The organism is Hyphococcus formosus, from assembly GCF_046736345.1.
Lineage (GTDB): Bacteria > Pseudomonadota > Alphaproteobacteria > Caulobacterales > Parvularculaceae > Hyphococcus > Hyphococcus formosus.
Map to the genome: position 1 here is coordinate 2,669,459 of NZ_CP157210.1, position 20,955 is coordinate 2,690,413.

Genomic DNA, 20,955 nt, shown 5'->3' on the forward strand with positions numbered 1-20,955 from the left:
ACTGAGCCTCGGATAAATGGGAAGATCATTGGTGCGCTATGCCGCGATATAAACTGACCATTGAATATGACGGGACCGGTTTTGTCGGCTGGCAGCGGCAGGAAAACGGTCCCTCGGTGCAGCAGGCGATCGAAGAGGCTGTCAAAAATTTCTGTGGCATGGAAACCAATATTCCTGCTGCGGGCCGGACGGATTCAGGTGTTCATGCACGCGGTATGGTCGCACATGTGGATATTGACCGTGCGTTCGAGCCGGGGAAAGTCCGTGATGCCATTAATTTCCATCTTGGGGCGCAACCAATATCGATCCTTTCCGCAGAGGCCGTAAGCGAAGAATTTCATGCGCGGTTTTCGTGTGTTCGGCGGTCATACGAATATCGTATCACCAATCGCAGAATGCCATTGGCATTGGATGTCAATCGGACTTGGCGCATCTGGCCAGCCCTAAATGCAGAGGCCATGGATGATGCAGCGCAGGTGCTTGTGGGGCGTCATGATTTCACGACATTTCGTTCGTCGAAATGCCAATCGGAGTCGCCGGTAAAATCACTTGAGCAAATTTCTGTCATGCGCGCGGGCGAAGATGTTTATATCCGCTGTGCGGCTCGTTCGTTTCTTCATAACCAAGTGCGGTCATTTGCCGGGACGCTTGTTGAAGTCGGCAAGGGAAAGTGGACCAAGCGCGACCTCAAAAAGGCGCTGGAAGCGGCGGATAGGGCCGCGTGTGGCCCGGTCGCGCCGCCCGAAGGGCTATATTTTCTGCGTGCTGACTATGAAGATGTAAACCGCTGATAATATTCGGTAATCAGCAGCTCATAAATATCCGTCAGCGTGCTCAGGTCACTCACGGCAATATGTTCATCGGTTTGGTGCATGGTTGCGCCAACCAATCCGAATTCGGCCACGGGCGCATAATCCTTGATAAAGCGCGCATCCGACGTTCCGCCAGAGGTCGATAATTCCGGTCGCCGACCGGTTTTATCTTCGACGCAATCGGCGATCAGTTTTAAAAACTCTGTGTCCGTCGTTAAAAATGCTTCACCCGATACAACGCAGTCGAGATTATATTCAAGACCGGTTTCTTTCGCCAGATGGTCTAATTTTTCGCGAAGCCAAATCTGGATGGTTTCGCCGGTCCAGGTTGGATTAAACCGAATATTGAAACGCGCGGTGGCTTTTGCTGGAATGACATTATGCGCCGGATTGCCGATATGAATGTCCGTAACCTGAAGGCTTGACGGCTGGAACCGTTCGTAACCTGCATCCAGCGGGGTTTCGCTTAGAAATAGCAATTTGCGCATCAGCGCCGGTGCCGGGTTTTTGGCGCGGTGCGGATAGGCCACATGCCCCTGCAAGCCGGTTACCGTCAGCCAGCAATTAATAGACCCGCGACGGCCAACCTTGACCATATCGCCCATAGCATCAGGATTTGAAGGTTCGCCAACAATGCAATGGCTTAAGCGGATATTCTGGTCGCGCATCCATTCGAGCGCTTTTTTGGTGCCGTTGACGGCCGGGCCTTCTTCATCGCCAGTGATCAGAAACGAAAGCGATCCTTTTACCTTGCCGGCTTCCAATGCTCGTGACGCCGCAGCGGCAAAGGCGGCGATGGCCCCCTTCATGTCCGATGCCCCGCGCCCCCACAACATGCCGTCATGGACGATGGCTTTGAATGGCGGCGTCGACCAATCGCCCTCGTCGCCTGGCGGGACAACATCTGTATGACCGGCAAAACATAAATGCGGTTCGCCTGATCCGATGGTCGCAAACAAATTGTCGACATCTTCAAAGGGGAGCCGCGTGCAGGAAAACCCTAGCGCTTTGAGATTGCGTTCCAAAAGGTCGAGTGCGCCCGCGTCGGTTGGCGTTACCGACGGGCAGCGGATGAGGTCACGTGCGAGTGATAATGGGTCGATTTCATTCATGCGCCTGAGGTAAACTAGGCGCGACGATGAAACAAGGAGGCGAGGACGATGCCAAAGCTAGAAATCGCAAATGCCCCGCAACGCACGGCATGTGCGTATCCAAAACCTTATGCGGAACACTGTCAGGGACGAACCAAAATCGCCATCGGTGATCTTGGTGGGCTTGACCAGTTCGGCGTGAACTATACACGGCTCGCGCCCGGCGCAGCGTCTGCTCATAAACATTGGCACGCCAAAGAAGACGAGTTGATCTACATGATCGAAGGCGAAGCGGTGTTGGTCGAGGATGATGGCGAAACAACGCTTCATGCGGGTGATTTTGCGACCTTCAAAGCCGGCGTGGCCAATGGGCATATGCTGGTTAACCGCAGCGCGATGGACGCGGTTTTTCTGGAGGTCGGGACCCGGTCACCAGACGACATATCAACCTATACGGACCCGGCAATTGATATGAGAATGGTCAAGAATGGCGGGGTTTGGAAGGCGCTGCACAAAGACGGCAAGCCGTATTCTTGATAAATTATCAATGGCTTTTCGCGTATAAGCGAAGGCATGAGTATTGTTCCAATCCATTTCGGGATCGATCTTGAGCCCGACACACCGCTGCCAGAAATTGGCAATGCGCCGTTTGAAAGCATCGGCTTTGCCTTTCGGGATATGTTTGCTCGCCGCCAAGAGATTGCGGACTGCACCCGAGCGGCTGTCCAATATGGCTGGTATGTGCGCATGGATGGCCATATCGAAAAGCTTTACGGCAGCCGCCATGCAATAGCTGACCGATATCAATCCGAGCTTGAAGCGGCGGCCGCTGCTGGAGACGAAATCGGAATGCATGTTCATGTTATGGAAAAACCGGAAGGCGGTGTCTGGCGGGCCAACTACGCAGACAGGGCCCGAACCGAAGACGAAATCGAAAAATCAGTCGAAGCCTATGAGGCATTTTTTGGCCGCAAACCACGATCAGCGCGTATGGGCGATATGTGGGCACAGGGCTATTGTGCAGAAAAATTCGAAGCGCTTGGGATTAGATATGATTTGTCCCTCGAAAGCGGCCTCCGGGCACAGGGTTTCGGGCGACTTTATCCGGGCACAAACAGTAAGGGCGTGCGCCAATCGTTGTTGGCAATGCCAGTGGTGCCGTATCAGCCATCGCGCTCGGAATTTCGTGAACCGGGCGGTGATGACGCGCGGGATATTTGGATGATCCCTTTGTCATCGGCTAAAAGATCGGATGTCTATAGCCCCGGCTATTGGATTATGTCGGCGGCGACCGCAATTTCGTCAGGGTTTAAGCGGAATACGGCGCGCATGGTCCTGCGTCCGCAAACCCAATACCAGCCGGGCGAGGTGCAGGCTGCCCTAAGGTCTTTGTTTGGTGAAATTGACAATCCTTGCGCCTGTCTCGTGATCCGGAACTTTGGCGTTCCGGACCGGGTCCATCATTTTATTGATGTCTTGTGCGAGATGGCAAAAGAACGTCAGATGCAGTTTGTCAGGCCGGATGATTATGTTCGTCTGACCATGGCGCAATCGCAACATGCAATTGCGCCATCAGAATTGCAGAAAAAATCAGTCGCGCAATAGTTCGTTTACGGATGTTTTTGCTCTCGTGCCTTCGTCAACCTGTTTGACGATCACGGCGCAATAGAGGCTCGGCCCGCCTTTATCAGAAGGTAGCGTACCCGGCACCACAACAGAATAGGGCGGGACTTCACCATAGGTGATTTCACCGGTAGCGCGATTAACAATTTTGGTTGAGGCCGTGATAAAGACGCCCATCGCAAGGACTGACCCCTCACGCACGATGACACCTTCAACCACTTCGGACCGCGCACCGATAAAGCAATTGTCTTCAATGATGGTCGGGTTCGCTTGCAGCGGTTCGAGGACGCCGCCAATCCCGGTGCCAGCAGAGATATGGCAGTTCTTGCCGACCTGTGCGCAGGAGCCAACTGACGCCCATGTATCGACCATTGTTCCCTCGCCGACATAGGCACCGATATTCACATAGGACGGCATCAACACCGCGCCCGGTGCAATATAGGCTCCGCGCCGCACTGTGGCCGGTGGTACTGCGCGGAAGCCGGCGTCGCGGAATTCTTTTTCTGTCCAGCCGGAGAATTTGGTTTCAACTTTATCCCACCACGGACCATTTGCCCCGTCGATAAGACGATTATCATTCAGGCGGAACGAAAGCAGCACTGCTTTTTTTAGCCACTGATTGACTTTCCACTTGTCGCCATCCGGTTCCGCAACGCGGGCAGAACCACAATCGAGAAGCGCCAATGCTGCATTGACGGAATCGCGAATTTCGCCTTCGGTGCTGGTTGATACGTCGTTGCGATTGTCCCAAGCGGAATTGATGATGGATTCGAGTGCGGCGTGATTGGTCATTGTGTCTCTTTAATTATCTAGGGCTGCGAGACCGATTTGGCTCGCTTCTAAAAAACGGGTCAGGTCGTCTGTCACATAGTGAATGTGCGGCGCGCTTTCGCCCGGTCGTGCCGGTCTCTTTGCTTGCGGCTCGTCATCCAGCCATGCGGCGTCTGAATGAACCAAAACTGTCGTCATGCCAAGGGCATGGGGCGCTTCGAGATTTTGAATGAGATCTTCAAACATGGCGGCGCGGCGCGGATTGATTTTATGGGCGGCCAGAAATTGCTCATAGGGCGCACGTTGCGGTTTTGGGGTGTAGCCCGCGGCCTTGATGTCGAAAATCTCGTCAAACTGATCAAGAATGCCCAGCGCGCCCGCAACATTCTCTGCATGTTTGACCGAGCCATTGGTGTAAATGAATTTCCGTCCTGGAAGGGCATTAAGCGCCTTTGCAAGCGCCGGGTTTTCGCTGATCGGGGCGAGGTCGATATCATGGACATATTCCATGAACTCATCCGGGCAGACGGCATGTTCATGCATCAACCCACTCATGGTCGTGCCGAAGGTGACGTAATAATCTTTTTGCAGGCGTCTCGCCTCTGCGTGGTCGAGCGTCAGGCGGTCCTTGATAAACGCAACCATTCGCGCATCGATCTGCGCAAAGAGCTGACACTCAGCTGCATAGAGCGTGTTGTCGAGGTCAAAGACCCAATTGTCGATATGGTCCCATTTGCCGATCGGGGTGCGGCCTCGCCCATTTTCCATTTTGTCGTCTGACACCTTGACCCAATCTATGGTGTTTCGGTCGTTGGTTGAGGCGCGGAAAACATTTCCGGCAAAAAGTCAAAGGTCGCTGACTCAGCGCCGCCAATTTCAAAACGGCGGAATTGCGCTTCGTCGAGTTCTTGATCTGCGCAACTAAGGTCGGTTTCTGATGTGAACATGATGGTGTTCACACAGAAAGACTTGCTGCCGCCCGTCAATTTCTTTTCTGACGCTGCATCTTCGATCAAGCCATAAACATAATAATGGTCTTTATCGAGCGCGCCTTTCAGAATTTTCGAACAATCACCGGGTTCGAGTTTCCACCACCCTTTTGAGCGATAATTTGCGTCATCAACAGGCTCGGCAATGGCGCTCCAGACCGGGTTGTCGGTTTTGTTGCAATAGAAAAAGCCAAGCTTCGCTTCGAGGGCATTGGCTTCTTCGATGAGCGCATCAATGACTTCGTCATCAATATTATAACCTTCGGGCAATCCTTTTTTACGGCGGAAATTCGCAAGCGCACGCTGCGTTTCCCGGCCCATCGCGCCGTCGATATTCCCGGCGTCGCTACCAATATCAGTCAACAATCGTTGCACACCGGCGACTTCGGCAGAATAGACCGTATAGGTGCTGGCTTCGGCAAAGTCGGTTTGCCATGCGCCGCCCGCTGCTTCGGTGACTTCGACGTTGAAGAATTTTCTCTGCCGTAACGGATCATCGCGGCAGACATCCTGATTTCGCAGGTTAAAGAAACCGGTATTCTCTACACAAAGCGCGGTGTCACCTGACCAGGTCCTTTGTGGGCCCTTGTGGCCAGGAATGGCTTCGGCATAAACAAAATACCGGCCGGGCTTGGCTTGTTCGGTCAAAACCACCTTGCACTGGCCCGGGCGCAGACGCCACCATCCCCTTGTGGCGAGCCGATCACCATCCACATATCCTATGCTCGCCGAGAGGGCATAGCTCGATTTATTGCAAAAACTGTATTTGGCGGATGCGCCGCCAGCACTTACAACAAAAACCAGAAGTGAGAGAAAAATGATACGCATTGCGCCTTGCCCACGGTTTACCGATTGGTCGTGATCGTAATTCAGCCGAAACTGCCCGCGGGATCAAGCGCACGACTATGAATAAGATGCAACAGCTTCTTTATCCTGAGCTCGCGTCAAGCGCGACAGCGCCTTCGGGTGATGCCGACGCGGGCCCGCGGGTGAGCGTTCTTTTTCCGCTGCCATTGCCGAAAGCCTATGATTATCTTTGCGATAGCGAGGAATTGCCGCCGGTGGGCAGTTTCGTCTCCGCACCCTTTGGCCCGCGCGAGGTAACCGGCGTGGTCTGGCCTGCCAATAAAGGCGAGGCCAAGAAAAAGAACGCCAAGGTTCAAAACCTTAAAACCATCAGCCGCGTGTTTGATGCGCCGCCGCTCGCGTCTGACCTTGTGGATTTCATTGATTGGGCCGCGGATTATACGATGTATCCCAAAGGCGCGATCTTACGCATGGTGATGCGGGTTAAAGATGCGTTTGACGGCCCGCGCATGCAGACCGCCTTTGTTGCCACTGGGGAAAAGCCGGCGCGCATAACGCCTAAGCGTGAAGCCGTCTTGGCGGCGGCTGGCGCTGAACCACAAACGGCTGCGCAATTGGCTGAAGCCTCGGGGATGAGCGAGGCGGTGGTGCGCGGGCTCGTCAGCGCAGGAAGCCTTGCCAAGGTCGAGGTCGATCCGGACCCGCCTTTTGATGCGCCGGATTTGATGCGCGCGGGGCCAACGCTTTCCGGTGATCAGCAATATGCCGCTGACTTTGTCGCCGAGATCATTGCCCGTGATGAGCATAAAGCCATTCTGGTCGATGGCGTGACCGGCTCCGGTAAAACGGAAGTTTATTTTGAAGCCGTGGCTGCGGCGCTACGCAAAGACCCGGATGCGCAAGCGCTGATTTTATTACCTGAGATTGCTTTGACCCTTCCCTTCCTTGAGCGGGTTGAGGCGCGCTTTGGGGCCGCGCCTGCGCCGTGGCATTCTGATTTGACCGGTGCCCAGCGGCGGCGCACTTGGCGACGCGTCGCAGAAGGACAGGCCCGATTGGTAGTCGGCGCGCGGTCGGCGCTCTTTTTGCCGTTTCCAAAATTGCAATTGATCGTCGTCGATGAGGAACATGACAGCGCCTATAAACAGGAGGAGGGCGTGATCTATCATGCCCGGGATCTGGCGGTGGCGCGTGGCGCGCGTGCGGGCTTTCCGGTTTTGCTGGCGTCGGCCACGCCATCACTTGAAACGGTCGTGAATGTCGATGAGGGCCGCTATGAAGCGGTGGGGCTGGCGGGGCGTTTTAATGATGCGCAGATGCCGGACATTTCACTGATTGATATGCGCGAAGATGCGCCCGATGCGGGAAAGTGGCTTTCGCCGCGATTGGTTGATGAGATCAATGCGAACTTATCCGCAGGCGAACAATCCCTGTTGTTTTTAAATAGGCGCGGCTATGCGCCGCTGACATTATGTCGGCGCTGCGGACATAAAATGACCGCCCCCGGATCAGATACGATGTTGGTTGAGCATCGTTTTGAAAATCGTTTGGTGTGTCATCACACAGGGTTCTCGATGCCAAAACCATCCGTATGCCCCGTATGTAAGGCGGTGGATTCTTTGGCGGCCTGTGGGCCGGGCGTTGAGCGCGTTGCCGAAGAGGCAAAGGAGCGTTGGCCCGACGCACGGATTGAGGTTTTGTCCTCTGATACTGCGCCGGGGCCGCGCACTATGCGTGCGGTGCTTGATGCGATGAAAGCCGGCGAGATTGATATTCTCATCGCAACCCAGGTTGCTGCCAAAGGACATCATTTTCCCAACCTTACGCTTGTCGGGGTGGTTGATGCTGATCTCGGGCTGGCGGGCGGTGATCTGCGCGCCGCAGAGCGGACCTATCAGTTGTTGTCACAGGTCACGGGCCGCGCGGGACGCGCAGAAAAGCCCGGCCGCGCCATGCTTCAAACCTATCAGGCGGATGCGGCGGTTTTACAGGCCTTGGCCTCGGGTGATCGCGATGCTTTTTTGGCGGCGGAGGCGATGGGCCGGCAGGAATTGGGTTTCCCGCCCTATGGCCGATTAGCCGCCGTGACATTGCGCTCACCCGATGAAGTGGCGCTCGACCGCGCGGCAAACGCTATGCGCGCAACGGCTCCGGTCGCTGATGGTATCGAAATTCTTGGCCCTGCGCGAACGCCGATCTATCGGTTGCGCGGGATCGCGCGCATGCGTCTTTTGGTCAAGGCACGGCGTAATGTGAATCTTCAGGCGTATTTGTCGGATTGGCTGAAGCGAACAAAAAGCCAAAGCGGCGTGCGGATTACCCTCGATATCAATCCCTATTCCTTTATGTGATCCGAATACACACAAATTTTGTGCGCTAGTAACCCTTGATTAACTCTATAAGCCTTTAAATTGGCGACAAGATTTGAGGGGGCCGTAAAGGCATGAGAATTATATCCGCAATTGCGGCGTTTTTATCCGTGTTCGGCATTGCGTCTGCAAGCTATGCAATCGTGCCGGTTGATGAAGTGCGTGCGGGTGTTTACGCGCAAAGCTGTTGCGGTATCGGATCCTCAAAAGAACAAGGTGTGGCGATCAATGCCGAAGCCGTGTTCGAGTCGCCTCGAATTTTGTCCGTACTCGGTTCACCGCGCCCTGTGATCGGTGCCACCGTCGCAACAGATTCTGATGCAACCAGTCAGATATACACTGGCCTTGAATGGCAGGTGAATGTCTCTCGCTGGTTTGTTTCTGCTGGTGCTGGTATAGCTGTCCATAATGGCGAAACTGACCGTTATGACCCGGTCGCGGACATCAATCGCGTAGACCACACCGTATTTTTCGGCTGCCGCGCGCTGTTCCGCCTTGCGGGCGATGTGGGGTATCGTTTGACCGACACGATTAGTGCGTCATTCCACTTCAATCACATCTCCAATGCCGGTCTTTGCAATGAAAATGAGGGTTTGGACCAGATGGGCCTTCGTCTTGGTTTCCGCCTCTAGGCAAAAACGCCCGCTTTGACCGCGCGGCATAAAAAAGACCAAAAAATTTTCCCCAGAATGTGCCTCCGTCAATCTGCCTCATGCAGCAATTGTTGCGTCACGGCGAGGGCCATGCTATCGCCTCGCCCGTTCTCGCATTGAAGGCGTGCGCAAGTTTTCGCGCTGCCTTCTTTTAGTATGTAATTTCATGGGCTTAGGTGTCGCCTTGTGGTGACGCCGAATTCAGCAGGAGCTAGCAGCGCACGTGTCAGCCAACCTTGCCTCAATATCCGGTGTCGCCGGTCGTTATGCGAACGCCTTGTTCGATCTCGCTACAGAAGCGGGCGCAGTCGATGCGGTCGAAAATGAGCTGAAAAGCCTGCAAGCGGCGATTGACGCCTCTTCAGAACTGAGCGCTTTCCTCCGTAGCCCTGTCTATGGTGTCGCAGAGCAGCTCGACGCGATGACGGCCCTTGCGGAAAAAGCGGGTTATTCCACGCTGACCGCGAATTTCCTTAAACTCGTTGCGAAAAATGGCCGCCTATCTGCGCTTTCCGATGCGATCCGCGCATATTTGGCGCTCGCAGCGAATGCGCGCGGGGAAGTCAGCGCTGATGCGGTGACCGCGGCCCCGATGAATGATGAACAGATCAAGGCGCTTCGCCTGGAAATTGAACGGATGGTCGGTAAGGCCGTCAATCTCGAAACCCGCGTCGACCCGGATTTGCTGGGCGGTCTTGTCGTCAAGATCGGCTCGCAGATGGTAGACGCATCACTGCGTACCAAACTCAATCGTTTGAAGACCGTTATGAAAGAGGCCTGAGGCTATGGAACTCAATGCGGCGGAAATTTCCTCCATTCTAAAACAGCAGATCAAAGATTTTGGCAAAGATGCCGAAGTCTCTGAAATCGGTCAGGTGCTATCCGTCGGTGACGGTATCGCCCGTGTCTATGGCCTCGACAATGTTCAGGCCGGTGAGATGGTCGAATTTGCCAATGGCATCAAAGGCATGGCCCTCAACCTCGAAGCTGACAATGTCGGTGTCGTTATCTTCGGCGAAGACCGCGAAATCGCAGAAGGCGACGTGGTCAAGCGGACCAAGTCAATCGTGGACGTTCCTGTGGGCAAGGGCCTTCTTGGCCGCGTTGTTGACCCACTTGGAAATCCAATCGACGGCAAAGGCCCGATTGAATCAACCGAGCGTCGCCTCGTTGACGTGAAAGCGCCGGGCATTTTGCCGCGTAAATCGGTTCACGAGCCAATGCAGACCGGTATTAAAGCCGTTGACGCAATGATCCCGATCGGTCGTGGTCAGCGCGAATTGGTCATTGGTGACCGTCAGACAGGTAAAACAGCGATCTGTGTTGATGCGATCCTTAACCAGAAAGACATCAACGCGTCTGGCGACGAGTCGAAAAAGCTTTACTGCGTTTACGTCGCGATTGGTCAGAAACGTTCAACGGTTGCGCAGATCGTTAAGACTCTCGAAGACAACGGCGCGATGGAATATTCTGTCGTTATCGCCGCGACCGCTTCTGAGCCTGCGCCGCTTCAGTTCCTTGCGCCATTTGCTGGCTGTGCGATGGCTGAATATTTCCGCGATAATGGCATGCACTCGCTGATCATCTATGATGATTTGTCAAAGCAGGCTGTTGCTTATCGCCAGATGTCACTTCTTCTTCGTCGTCCACCAGGTCGCGAAGCGTATCCGGGTGACGTTTTCTATCTTCACTCTCGCCTTCTCGAGCGCGCTGCGAAGCTCAATGACGATCACGGTGCTGGTTCGATGACCGCGCTGCCGATCATTGAAACGCAGGCGAATGACGTGTCGGCCTATATCCCGACAAACGTGATTTCGATTACTGATGGCCAGATCTTCCTTGAAACGGATCTGTTCTATCAAGGTATCCGTCCTGCGGTGAACGTGGGTCTATCGGTTTCTCGCGTTGGTTCATCCGCGCAGATCAAGGCCATGAAGCAGGTTGCCGGTAAGATTAAAGGTGAGCTTGCTCAGTATCGTGAGCTTGCTGCGTTCGCGCAGTTCGGTTCGGACCTTGATGCGACGACCCAGCGTATTCTTGCCCGTGGTGACCGCCTGACTGAGCTGATGAAGCAAGGCCAGTTCTCGCCGCTACAGGTCGAAGAACAAGTCGCCGTCATTTTTGCCGGTACGCAAGGCTATCTCGACGGTATCAAGGTTGATCAGGTTGGTCACTTTGAGCGCGAGTTCCTGCGTAAGCTGCATGCGGATCATTCTGATATTCTCAAGACCATCCGGGATACCGGCAAGCTTGATGACGATACGCAGGCGAAACTCAAAGACGTGCTCGACACGTTTTCAAAGAACTTTGCATAAGGACGCGGTGCCTCCATGCCCTCGTTAAAAGATCTTAAAAACAGGATCTCGTCGGTTAAGTCGACGCAGAAGATCACCAAGGCGAAGCAAATGGTCGCCGCAGCGAAACTGCGGCGTGCCGAAGAGCGCGCCAAGGAATCTCGTCCCTATACTGAGCGCATGGAAGCGGTTCTTGCGAATCTGTCTTCCAGTGCGAAGGACAATCCGAACGCGCCGGCATTGCTGCGCGGGACGGGCAAGGACGAAACACATCTTTTGATCGTCGCAACGGCGGACAAGGGTCTTTGCGGCGGTTTCAACTCGTCGATCGTTCGGCTAGCGCGCGAACGCATCACCGAGCTTCAAAGCCAAGGCAAAAAAATCAAAATCATTACCGTTGGGCGTAAAGGCGATGATCAGCTAAAACGTCTTTATGGTGATCTGATCGTTTGGAAGACCAACTTCCTTGATATCAAACAGGTTGGATTTGCGCAGGCGCATGAAATCGCCAATCAAGTTCTTTCAATGTTTGATGCCGGTGAATTTGACGTCGCCACACTGTTCTTTGGCAAGTTCAAAAATGTCGTGACACAGGTTCCAACGGCGCAGCAGATTATTCCCGCCCAAGCACCGGAAGGTATTGAGCCGCCGGATCTGAAAGGCGCGATCTACGCCTATGAGCCAGACGAAGACGAAATTCTTCGGGCGCTCTTGCCGCGCTATGTGGGTGTTCAAATTTTCCGTGCGCTTCTTGAAAATGTTGCCTCTGAACAGGCCGCGTCCATGTCTGCCATGGATAACGCGACCCGTAATGCTGGCGAAATGATCGAAGCGCTGAACCTGAAATACAACCGCGCCCGTCAGGCACAGATTACGACGGAGCTGATCGAGATTATTGCAGGTGCTGAGGCGCTGTAGCGCACAGCATCGAAACGAAACTGGTTCGCGGATGCGGCCAATTTGGAGGAAGATTTAGGATAAAATCGCGCAAAGCTTGCGTTTGATGAAATTTAGCCCCTAATATTGTTGCGGTGCAGCAATTTTGTCCGGAATGCCGGTGTTGGGGGGCATTTGAACGTCAAATCGCAGATTGTTCGATTTATCCTGGTGGTTATGCGCCTTTTGGTTGGAAAGCGGTCCTACACCGCGCTTCCGGCCCCAAGGCCAGAGCCAAACATTATTAACGACGGGCATCGTTTTGAAGGCAAGACGATAACAGCCCGGTACCAGAGTGAAGATCGTTTAAAGGCGAAGGACGAAAATATGAGCAACGAAGGCCGAATTTCCCAGGTGATCGGTGCGGTCGTGGACGTTGAGTTCGATGGCGACTTGCCGGGCATTCTGAATGCGCTGGAAACTGACAATAATGGGCAACGGCTCGTTCTCGAGGTTGCTCAGCATCTCGGTGAGAACACTGTTCGCACCATCGCGATGGACTCAACCGAAGGGTTGGTTCGTGGCGCGAAAGTTGTCGATACTGGCAATGCGATTTCTGTTCCTGTTGGTGACGGCACATTGGGCCGCATCATGAACGTGATCGGCGAGCCGGTCGATGAGATGGGCCCGATCCCACACACGGCGAAGCGCGAAATTCACCAAGAAGCGCCGCCATTCATCGAGCAGTCAACGGAATCAGAGATCCTCGAAACCGGGATCAAGGTTGTTGACCTCCTTTGCCCCTATGTGAAGGGTGGTAAAATTGGTCTCTTCGGTGGTGCCGGTGTTGGTAAAACCGTTTTGATCATGGAGCTGATCAACAATATCGCTAAAGCGCATGGTGGTTATTCTGTGTTCGCTGGTGTTGGTGAGCGTACCCGTGAAGGGAACGACCTCTATCACGAGATGATCGAATCCGGCGTGAACAAAGAAGGCGGCGGCGAAGGTTCAAAAGCGGCGCTTGTTTACGGTCAGATGAACGAGCCACCCGGAGCCCGTGCGCGTGTTGCGCTTTCGGGTCTGACGGTTGCGGAGCACTTCCGTGACGAAGGTCAGGACGTTCTCTTCTTCGTTGATAACATCTTCCGCTTTACACAAGCCGGTTCAGAGGTGTCTGCGCTTCTCGGCCGTATTCCTTCGGCGGTGGGTTATCAGCCAACACTCGCAACCGACATGGGTGCGATGCAGGAGCGGATTACCACAACAACAAAAGGATCGATTACATCGGTTCAGGCGATTTACGTTCCTGCGGACGACCTCACCGACCCTGCGCCGGCGACATCGTTCTCGCACCTTGATGCGACGACCGTTTTGAACCGTGCGATTTCTGAAAAGGGTATCTACCCTGCGGTTGACCCGCTCGATTCAACATCGCGTATTCTCGATCCGCGCGTCATTGGCGACGAACATTACGAAGTTGCTCGTGACGTTCAGGGTATCTTGCAGCGTTACAAAGCGCTTCAGGACATCATCGCAATTCTCGGCATGGACGAGCTTTCAGAAGAAGATAAGCTGGTTGTTGCGCGCGCCCGTAAGGTTGAGCGCTTCTTGTCACAGCCATTCTTCGTTGCGGAAATCTTCACCGGTTCACCGGGTAAGCTGGTTCCGCTTTCTGAAACAATCAAAGGCTTTAAAGGTCTTGTTGCTGGTGATTATGACCACCTGCCAGAGGCAGCGTTCTACATGGTCGGCGACATCAACGAAGCACTTGAAAAAGCTGAACGTCTCGCAGCGGAAGCGGCATAAAAACCCATGGCTGGAAAACTCCCTTTCAACCTAGTGTCGCCGGAAAAGGAACTGATCTCGGCTGAGGTCGATCAGGTCGATATTCCGAGCACAGAGGGATGGATCGGTGTTCTGCCGAACCATTCCCCGCTGATGACGACATTGGCACCGGGCATGGTTCGTATTCTCGATGGTTCAAATGAGAAGCGGGTGTTTGTCCGTGGTGGTTTCGCTGAAATCTCTCCTGCTGGCCTGACGGTTTTGGCCGAAGAAGCGATTGCATCAGAAGATCTCAATGCCGCGGAAATTGCTCAGCGTATCAAAGATGCTGAGGAAGACCTTGCCGATGCGGACACCGATGCAAAGCGATTAGCGGCGAACCAGTCGCTCACAAGCCTCAGGGAATTAGAGGCGGCTCTATAAGATCAAAACGCGGCCTTCGGGCCGCGTTTTTTTTTGCGCCATTTGGGAAAAGAAATCCCCAATTTCTTTTGCGAACAGGCGATAATCGGCAAAATCAAAGCATGATATCGGAGCCGAAAATGTCCGCGACAGCCCTAAAACATGAACCCGCACAAAGTAATTTGGTCGTGCAAATCAAAAGGTTACCTCATGGGGAGGGGCTTGATCTTCCGCGCTATGAGACCGAACTGGCCGCAGGCTGCGATGTTCGGGCGGCGGTCGAGGCGGCGATTACGCTCAAACCCGGCGAGCGCTATATGGTGCCCACGGGGATCGCGATTGCGATGTCGCCCGGGTGGGAGGCGCAGATGCGCCCGCGTTCAGGTTTAGCGGCGAAGTTCGGTATTTCCTGCGTTAACGCGCCCGGCACCATCGATGCGGATTACCGCGGCGAGTTAAAGGTCATTCTCATCAATCATGGTGCTGAGGATTTTACGATCAATCGTGGCGACCGGATCGGCCAGATGGTTTTTGCGCCCGTTTTCCAAGCCACCTTCGAAGAGGTTGAGGAGCTTGATGAAACCGTCCGGGGTGCGGGCGGGTTTGGCTCGACCGGCGTTTAAGCCAAAAAAGTTTCGATAAAAAAGCGGCCTCAACGGGCCGCTTTTTTTTGACTTTGCGTTTGTTCGCGCGTCCTAAAAGCCCGGCGCAAAACTCCGCTGTGCGGGGTCGATCACTTTGATGCCGCCCGGTTGAATTTCCAAAATCGCAAGACCGCGTTCGACCGTGCCGTCGGGGTTTAGCCTGAACAAACCATCCGCACCGAAATAGCCATTCGGATCGGTGATCGCTTCATCCGTAAACGGCGTACCGCGACGGCGATGGGTTGCGGCCAGGCGCGCCGACAACAATGTCGCGTCATAGGCAAGGGACGCAAGCCGTGGCGGCGGCGAGCCAAATGCGCCCCCAAAATGGTTTTCAAAATTGCGGGTGATCTCTGGGTCCGGACCGGCAAACCATCCGCCACGAAGGGCCGGTTCCCGCGTCAGGCGTGGATTGTTCCAGCTCGATACACCGAGAATTTTCACGCGGTTAATATCAACATTGTAATAGGGCAATAGCGGCGCAAGCGCGCGCAAAAGCGTGCCTTGTTCCGGCATCAAAACTGCCTGATAGCCTTGTGTGTAACCAGCTTCTTCCGGTGGCGGTGTGTCGCCATTGGCTTCGTAATCATGGCGCATTTCGACCGGAATGATTTCCATCGAGTACTGAGCAAGTCGCTTTGCCGGTGCAAGCATCGCATCCGGGTCTTGGTCATACCGCTCTTCGTGAACGATGACGCCGCCGCGGGTAAAGACTTCTTGGGCGAACGCCCCGGAAACGCGGTCGCCATAATTCGTACGCGGCGCAAGAACACCGAACCGCGTCAAATCTTGCGACATGGCAAATTCGGTAACACGGGCAATCTCAAGTTCCGGCGGAAAGCTAAGAAGATAAACGCCATTACCCGCTGCCGTTAGATCCGATGAAAACGCGATCATTGGCTTACCGGCAGCGCGCGTCACCACAGAGGCCGCTTCTACGGATTCGGAAAATAGCGGTCCAAGAACGATGTCCGCACCGTCCGTCAGCGCAGAGCGCGCTGCGGCGGCGGCACCTTCGGCATTCCCGCGCGTATCTTTCGGCATCAGGAGAAAGTTTTCACCGCCGGCGTCGAAAACCGCCAATTGCGCTGCGTCAAACATCGCCGAGGCGACACGGCGCGCGGCTTCGCTGTCTGCGGAAAACGGTAATAAAAGCCCAACGCGAATAGGGTCTTCGTCGCCCATATGCGGCGGACGAACGAAAGCGCGACGATCATAACGTTCGGCTTCCTGGCGATAATCATCCTGAATAGGGGCGCGATCTTCAAATTCCGGTTGGGCCGGTTCAGCGATTGTCGGCCCGGTGCGGGGCGGGGCGTCACTGGCGCAGGCGGCAATCGCACCAATCAGGAACAGCGCCAAACTCGTCTTCACAAATGTCGTCAATCGCATTCGATATTTTCCCTCGTCCGAGCCCCTCAAGGCCTGTTCGACCGTAAAACCCTAGGCGGGCGACATTAGCGGCGGCTGGTGGCTACGTAAATGTCCAGCGTGGCCCCGACCCGTAATGTTCTGGCAATACTGACCGATGCCCGACCAGCCCGATATTGGCCCAATACTGGATTGACGCCAGACGCCGCACCGTTCATGCCTAATCTGATGATCGGTAAGGACATATCACCAGAACCCGGCCTTTATGTGACAGCAACGCCAATTGGCAATCTTGCTGACATAACCTATCGGGCAGTGGCGATTTTAAAGGCCGCTGACCTCATTCTCTGTGAGGACACGCGGCAAACCGCAAAGCTTTGCGCCGCTTATGGGATCGATACCAAGCGGATGCCCTATCACGATCATAATGCGAGCCGGGTTCGGCCGGGGATACTCAAAAACCTCGCCGAAGGGGCGGTAATCTGTCTTGTGTCTGACGCCGGTACGCCGCTGATCTCTGATCCCGGTTATAAGCTGGTGCGGGATGCGCGCGATGCGGGTATTCGGGTATTCCCCGTTCCCGGTGCTGCGGCGGCGATTGCTGCGTTAAGCGCGGCGGGCGCGCCCAGCGATCAATTTCATTTTGCGGGGTTCTTGCCGTCCAAACAGGGGGCGCGGAAAAAATTGCTCGATGCGCTGGCGGGCATTGATGCGACCTTGATCTTTTACGAAAGTGCGTCTCGCCTTAGCCCGGCATTGGCGGCCATGGCCGAAAGCTTTGGTGACCGACGCGGGGTTGTCGCGCGCGAGCTTACGAAAATGCACGAAGAGTTTCGCGAGGATACGCTTTTAAATCTTGCGCAGGTCTATGCGGAAAAACCGCCTAAGGGCGAGATCGTGATTGTCGTCTTCCCGCCGGAGGCGATGGCGGCAGGCCCTGAAGATATCGATGCGTTTTTGACCGACGCCCTGACCCGCATGAGCGTCAAAGAGGCGGCGACCGAGGCCGCACAGCGTTTAGGCATTTCGCGCAAAGAGGCCTATAGCCGGGCGCTTGAACTCAAAGATGGCAAATAGGCAAAATAGCAAAGCCCGCCGCCAAGCGGAGCGGGGTGGCCGTCTTGCGGAAATTTGGGCAGCGTTGTTTTTGCGGCTCAAAGGCTTTTCGATCCTTGCCCAGCGGGTGCGCACCCCTGTTGGCGAAATCGATATCGTCGCCCGGCGCGGTTCGCTTTTGATTTTTGCCGAAGTGAAAGCGCGCCGCGATGTGTCGCTTGCGATTGCGGCAGTCACGCCCCAAAACCAGCGCCGAATTGGCCGCGCGGCGGGCCTGTTCCTTTCGCGTCATCAGGGCCTTGCGCAGTGCGCCGTCCGATACGATATCATCGCCATTGCGCGCTGGCGGGTTTGCCACGTGAAAGATGCGTGGCGTGATGAGTTTTAGGGGGTGATGACGCGGTTTTCTAAACTGCCGAAGAAGCCCATGCAGTAAAGATCGTTTCGGATGCGCCCTGAGTGTTCCGGTCGCCTGATAAGGAGCCTTCCCATGATGAATTCCGTTCTGTCCCGTATTGCCCTGTTGTTCGCCGCGCTGGCGATGAACGCATGTGCGTCCAGTCGTTCTCTTGATCAAAGCTTTTCTGACCTGTCTGGGAATGCGTCCTTGAAAAGCGTCCTTTTTGCGGATCGGACACATGATTATGGCGATGTCGATCTTACCCTTTATGAGGGGCGCTTATTGCTGACCGGTACGATGTTGTCCGAAGAGGGCCGCATCAAATTGATTGAAAATGCCTGGAAAGCGGACGGCATCAAGGAAGTGATCGACGAGGTTCAAATCGCCGAAAAGACCTCTTTCGGGCAGGGCTTCGAGGATACGCGGATCGATCAGGTTTTGCGGGCAAGACTGATCGGTGATGGCGTCGTCACCAGCAGCGATTATAAAATCGCCGTTTCAGGCGCTGTCGTCTATTTATTGGGCGCGGCCCGAAGTCAGAAAGAGCTAGATCAGGCGCTCCAGCTCGCGCGCTCTGTGGCCGGCGTTGAAAAAGTCGTGAGCTATGTATCCCTGCGCAGCGTAGTGCAGTAAGACCCCAGCATAAGTTCTTATTCGATAGTATAATTCAGGTTTTTTAGAATGTTGAAGATCGCCATCCAGATGGACCCAATCGAAGCGGTAGATGTTAATGTCGATACGTCTTTTGACATGGCGCTTGAGGCCTTTGGGCGCGGTCATTCAATCTGGGTTTATCAGCCCGCGATGCTTCAGCTTCATAATGGTGTTGTTTCTGCGCGGGCGCGCAAAGTTGAGCATCTTGATCGAAAACAGGGCGAGCATGTCACGTTAGGTCCTGCGGAGCTAATAAACCTCCATGAATTTGATGTGGTCCTTATTCGTCAGGACCCGCCATTTGATATGGCCTATATTACGGCAGCGCAGATATTAGAGCGCCTGGTGCCAGACGTCCTTGTGCTGAATAATCCGCGCTCTATTCGGGATGCGCCGGAAAAACTTTTCGTGACCGAGTTTAAAGATCTGACACCGCCAACGCTCATTACGAGTGATGAATTGGCGATCCGCGAGTTTCGCAAAGAGCATGGTGATGTGATCATCAAACCGCTCTACGGCAATGGCGGGGCCGGTGTGTTCCGTATGGCCCCTAATGACGGAAACTTTAATTCATTGCTTGAGATGTTTCTGGAAACCTATCGCGAGCCGATTATCGCCCAGAAATTTGTTCCCGCCGTCGTCAAGGGCGACAAACGGATCATCCTCTTGGATGGCGAGGCTGTTGGCGCGATCAACCGGGTTCCGGCGGCGGGTGAAACCCGCTCGAATATGCATGTTGGCGGCCGCGCAGAAGCGGTCGAAATGTCGGAACGGGATCAGGAGATTTGTGACCGGATCGGGCCGGTTCTCGCGGAGCGTGGTCTGGTATTTGTCGGTATTGACGTAATCGGCGAATATTTGACGGAAATTAATGTAACCTCGCCAACCGGTGTGCAAGAAGTGCGTAAATTTGGCGGAGCCGATATTTCGTCATTGCTTTGGGATTGGGCCGAAGGGCAACGCGAGGGTTAAAATCGCTCGGCGATGTCGTTCATCAGTTGATCACCGCGTCAGTTAGTGCTCTTTTCCGAGGCTGAACGGCAATGTATCAGGCGTGAACAAATGAGGCTGTGGGTTAGGCACCGCGCCGATTGACGACGATAAAGGCCAGGAAAGCAGTCCCGAGCGAAATCATGAATGCGCATTCACCGAACTCTGACCGCAAATTGCGGATCGCCCTTTTTTCCGGCAATTATAATTACGTCATGGATGGCCCCGTCCGGGCACTGAACACCTTGGTTGCCTATCTCGAGCGGATGGGCCACGAGGTTCTCGTTTTTGCGCCGACTTCGCGCGAGCCTGCCTTTGATCACTCAGGCACCTTGCTGTCGGTGCCCTCACTCGCTTTTCCCGGAAAGCGCAGTGAATATCGTTTCGGTTTTGGCCCACGCGGTGAGGCCAAGCGCCGTCTGGAGGCATTCAAGCCGGATCTCGTTCATATTGCGGCACCGGACTATTCGGGTCTGTTTGCACTGAACTTTGCCCGTAAAAACAAGATCCCCGCCGTCGCGTCGTTTCACACCCGATTTGATACCTATCCGCGCTATTACAATATGCGCTGGCTAGAGCAATATCTGACCAAATATCTGCGTTATTTCTATAATCGCTGTGAGCATGTTTATGCGCCGTCGCAATCAATGACGGACGAGCTGCGCGAAGATGGGATTGGCCGTGACATTCGCCTTTGGACCCGTGGTGTCGATGGTGATCTGTTCAATCCGAATAAACGTGATTACGCCTGGCGCGAAAAGAATGGTTTCCAGACGGATGATGTGGTCGTTGCGTTTGTGGGCCGTCTGGTGCTTGAAAAAGGGATTGACGTTTTTGTGGACGCGGTAAATCGCGCACGGAAAGTCTACCCATCGCTGAAACCGCTTGTGGTAGGCGAAGGGCCGGAACGGGAAAGCTTTGCAAAGCAGCTACCGGATGCGCATTTTGCCGGATATCTTCAGGGTGAAGATCTTGCGCGTGCTTATGCGAGTGCGGATATGTTCTTTAACCCAAGCATTACCGAGACCTTTGGGAATGTGACCTTGGAAGCAATGGCGTCTGGCTTGCCTTCGATTGGTGCGGCCGCTGCGGGTAGCAAATCGCTGATAAAGGATGGCACCACCGGCTTTTTGGCGGCCCCGAACGCAGAAGGCTTTGCGGAAAAACTGGCCGTATTGGCGAAGGATGCGGAATTGCGCAATCGCTTTGGCGAAACCGCGCGCGAGCATAGTAAGCGTTTCAGTTGGGATGCAGTATTGGCCGAATTGGTGGGGCATTATTTCGAGGCGCTCGAAAGTTTTGATCCATCAAAACCCGCCAAACAAGAACTGGGCGCGACCTCTCAACAGCGCGTCGCCTAAGATCCCG

21 protein-coding genes are annotated in these 20,955 nt (G+C 54.6%); 16 read left to right on the forward strand and 5 right to left on the reverse strand.

Annotation, left to right across the window (positions count from 1 at the left end; translation table 11 throughout):
- Positions 1-38: 38 nt before the first annotated feature.
- Entirely contained in the window at positions 39-791 is a 753-nt protein-coding gene (gene truA / locus ABFZ83_RS12390; protein ID WP_411816864.1) for a tRNA pseudouridine(38-40) synthase TruA, read from the forward strand.
- Here the strand turns inward: truA and dapE are convergent.
- Positions 770-1,924 carry a succinyl-diaminopimelate desuccinylase gene (gene dapE / locus ABFZ83_RS12395; RefSeq protein WP_411816865.1) on the reverse strand — a complete coding sequence of 385 codons (1,155 nt, stop codon included), beginning with the start codon at positions 1,922-1,924 and terminating at the stop codon, positions 770-772. The two genes, truA and dapE, sit on opposite strands and share 22 nt — an antisense overlap.
- A 48-nt stretch (positions 1,925-1,972) precedes the next feature.
- Here dapE and ABFZ83_RS12400 point away from each other — a divergent pair, with 48 nt between their 5' ends.
- Together ABFZ83_RS12400 and ABFZ83_RS12405 are read left to right on the forward strand one after the other, a co-directional pair.
- Entirely contained in the window at positions 1,973-2,440 is a 468-nt protein-coding gene (locus tag ABFZ83_RS12400) for a cupin domain-containing protein (RefSeq protein ID WP_411816866.1), read from the forward strand.
- Positions 2,441-2,476: 36 nt separating this feature from the next.
- The gene (locus ABFZ83_RS12405; RefSeq protein WP_411816867.1) at positions 2,477-3,508 is read left to right on the forward strand and encodes a hypothetical protein; all 1,032 of its coding nucleotides are present in this window, start codon (positions 2,477-2,479) and stop codon (positions 3,506-3,508) included.
- On the opposite strand, the gene dapD is transcribed toward ABFZ83_RS12405, so the two are convergent.
- Genes dapD through ABFZ83_RS12420 form a run of 3 tightly spaced genes read right to left on the reverse strand, consistent with a single transcriptional unit; the run spans position 3,494 to position 6,114 of the window.
- A complete protein-coding gene (gene dapD / locus ABFZ83_RS12410; protein ID WP_411816868.1) occupies positions 3,494-4,318 on the reverse strand; it encodes a 2,3,4,5-tetrahydropyridine-2,6-dicarboxylate N-succinyltransferase in 825 nt (274 codons plus the stop codon). The genes ABFZ83_RS12405 and dapD overlap by 15 nt on opposite strands.
- A gap of 9 nt (positions 4,319-4,327) precedes the next feature.
- Positions 4,328-5,080, reverse strand: a complete 753-nt coding sequence (locus ABFZ83_RS12415) for a pyrimidine 5'-nucleotidase (RefSeq protein WP_411816869.1) — start codon at positions 5,078-5,080, stop codon at positions 4,328-4,330.
- Between the two features lie 11 nt (positions 5,081-5,091).
- A complete protein-coding gene (locus ABFZ83_RS12420; protein WP_411816870.1) occupies positions 5,092-6,114 on the reverse strand; it encodes a DUF1036 domain-containing protein in 1,023 nt (340 codons plus the stop codon).
- A 77-nt stretch (positions 6,115-6,191) separates the two neighbouring features.
- Between ABFZ83_RS12420 and ABFZ83_RS12425 the strand changes: the two genes are divergently transcribed.
- The 8 genes from ABFZ83_RS12425 to dut all read left to right on the forward strand — a co-directional run bounded on the left by ABFZ83_RS12425 (position 6,192) and on the right by dut (position 15,095).
- Entirely contained in the window at positions 6,192-8,444 is a 2,253-nt protein-coding gene (locus tag ABFZ83_RS12425; RefSeq protein WP_411816871.1) for a primosomal protein N', read from the forward strand.
- A 92-nt stretch (positions 8,445-8,536) separates the two neighbouring features.
- Positions 8,537-9,094, forward strand: coding sequence for an acyloxyacyl hydrolase (locus ABFZ83_RS12430; protein WP_411816872.1), 558 nt, complete (start codon positions 8,537-8,539; stop codon positions 9,092-9,094).
- A gap of 244 nt (positions 9,095-9,338) precedes the next feature.
- Positions 9,339-9,896, forward strand: a complete 558-nt coding sequence (locus ABFZ83_RS12435) for a F0F1 ATP synthase subunit delta (protein ID WP_411816873.1) — start codon at positions 9,339-9,341, stop codon at positions 9,894-9,896.
- Between the two features lie 4 nt (positions 9,897-9,900).
- On the forward strand, positions 9,901-11,430 hold the full coding sequence (gene atpA / locus ABFZ83_RS12440) for a F0F1 ATP synthase subunit alpha (protein WP_411816874.1): 1,530 nt from the start codon (positions 9,901-9,903) through the stop codon (positions 11,428-11,430).
- A gap of 15 nt (positions 11,431-11,445) precedes the next feature.
- Positions 11,446-12,327, forward strand: a complete 882-nt coding sequence (locus ABFZ83_RS12445; RefSeq protein WP_411816875.1) for a F0F1 ATP synthase subunit gamma — start codon at positions 11,446-11,448, stop codon at positions 12,325-12,327.
- 345 nt (positions 12,328-12,672) lie between these two features.
- Complete coding sequence (atpD, locus tag ABFZ83_RS12450) at positions 12,673-14,091, forward strand: F0F1 ATP synthase subunit beta (RefSeq protein WP_411818835.1); 1,419 nt, start codon at positions 12,673-12,675, stop codon at positions 14,089-14,091.
- A 6-nt stretch (positions 14,092-14,097) separates the two neighbouring features.
- Positions 14,098-14,493 (forward strand): F0F1 ATP synthase subunit epsilon, encoded by a 396-nt coding sequence (locus ABFZ83_RS12455; protein WP_411816876.1) that lies wholly within the window; start codon positions 14,098-14,100, stop codon positions 14,491-14,493.
- 119 nt (positions 14,494-14,612) lie between these two features.
- The gene (gene dut, locus ABFZ83_RS12460) at positions 14,613-15,095 is read left to right on the forward strand and encodes a dUTP diphosphatase (RefSeq protein WP_411816877.1); all 483 of its coding nucleotides are present in this window, start codon (positions 14,613-14,615) and stop codon (positions 15,093-15,095) included.
- A 72-nt stretch (positions 15,096-15,167) separates the two neighbouring features.
- Here the strand turns inward: dut and ABFZ83_RS12465 are convergent, their stop codons facing one another.
- Complete coding sequence (locus tag ABFZ83_RS12465) at positions 15,168-16,508, reverse strand: penicillin-binding protein activator (RefSeq protein WP_411816878.1); 1,341 nt, start codon at positions 16,506-16,508, stop codon at positions 15,168-15,170.
- 90 nt (positions 16,509-16,598) lie between these two features.
- Here ABFZ83_RS12465 and rsmI point away from each other — a divergent pair, with 90 nt between their 5' ends.
- The 5 genes from rsmI (at position 16,599) to ABFZ83_RS12490 (ending at position 20,948) form a co-directional block, all read left to right on the forward strand.
- Positions 16,599-17,564 (forward strand): 16S rRNA (cytidine(1402)-2'-O)-methyltransferase, encoded by a 966-nt coding sequence (gene rsmI, locus ABFZ83_RS12470; protein WP_411816879.1) that lies wholly within the window; start codon positions 16,599-16,601, stop codon positions 17,562-17,564.
- A complete protein-coding gene (locus ABFZ83_RS12475; protein ID WP_411816880.1) occupies positions 17,554-17,931 on the forward strand; it encodes a YraN family protein in 378 nt (125 codons plus the stop codon). The genes rsmI and ABFZ83_RS12475 overlap by 11 nt, the downstream gene beginning before the upstream one ends.
- A gap of 102 nt (positions 17,932-18,033) precedes the next feature.
- Positions 18,034-18,576, forward strand: a complete 543-nt coding sequence (locus ABFZ83_RS12480) for a BON domain-containing protein (protein WP_411816881.1) — start codon at positions 18,034-18,036, stop codon at positions 18,574-18,576.
- Between the two features lie 48 nt (positions 18,577-18,624).
- Positions 18,625-19,569: a glutathione synthase gene (gene gshB, locus ABFZ83_RS12485; protein ID WP_411816882.1), complete on the forward strand. Its 945-nt coding sequence runs from the start codon at positions 18,625-18,627 to the stop codon at positions 19,567-19,569.
- A gap of 161 nt (positions 19,570-19,730) precedes the next feature.
- On the forward strand, positions 19,731-20,948 hold the full coding sequence (locus ABFZ83_RS12490) for a glycosyltransferase family 4 protein (protein WP_411816883.1): 1,218 nt from the start codon (positions 19,731-19,733) through the stop codon (positions 20,946-20,948).
- The last annotated feature ends 7 nt before the right edge of the window (positions 20,949-20,955 follow it).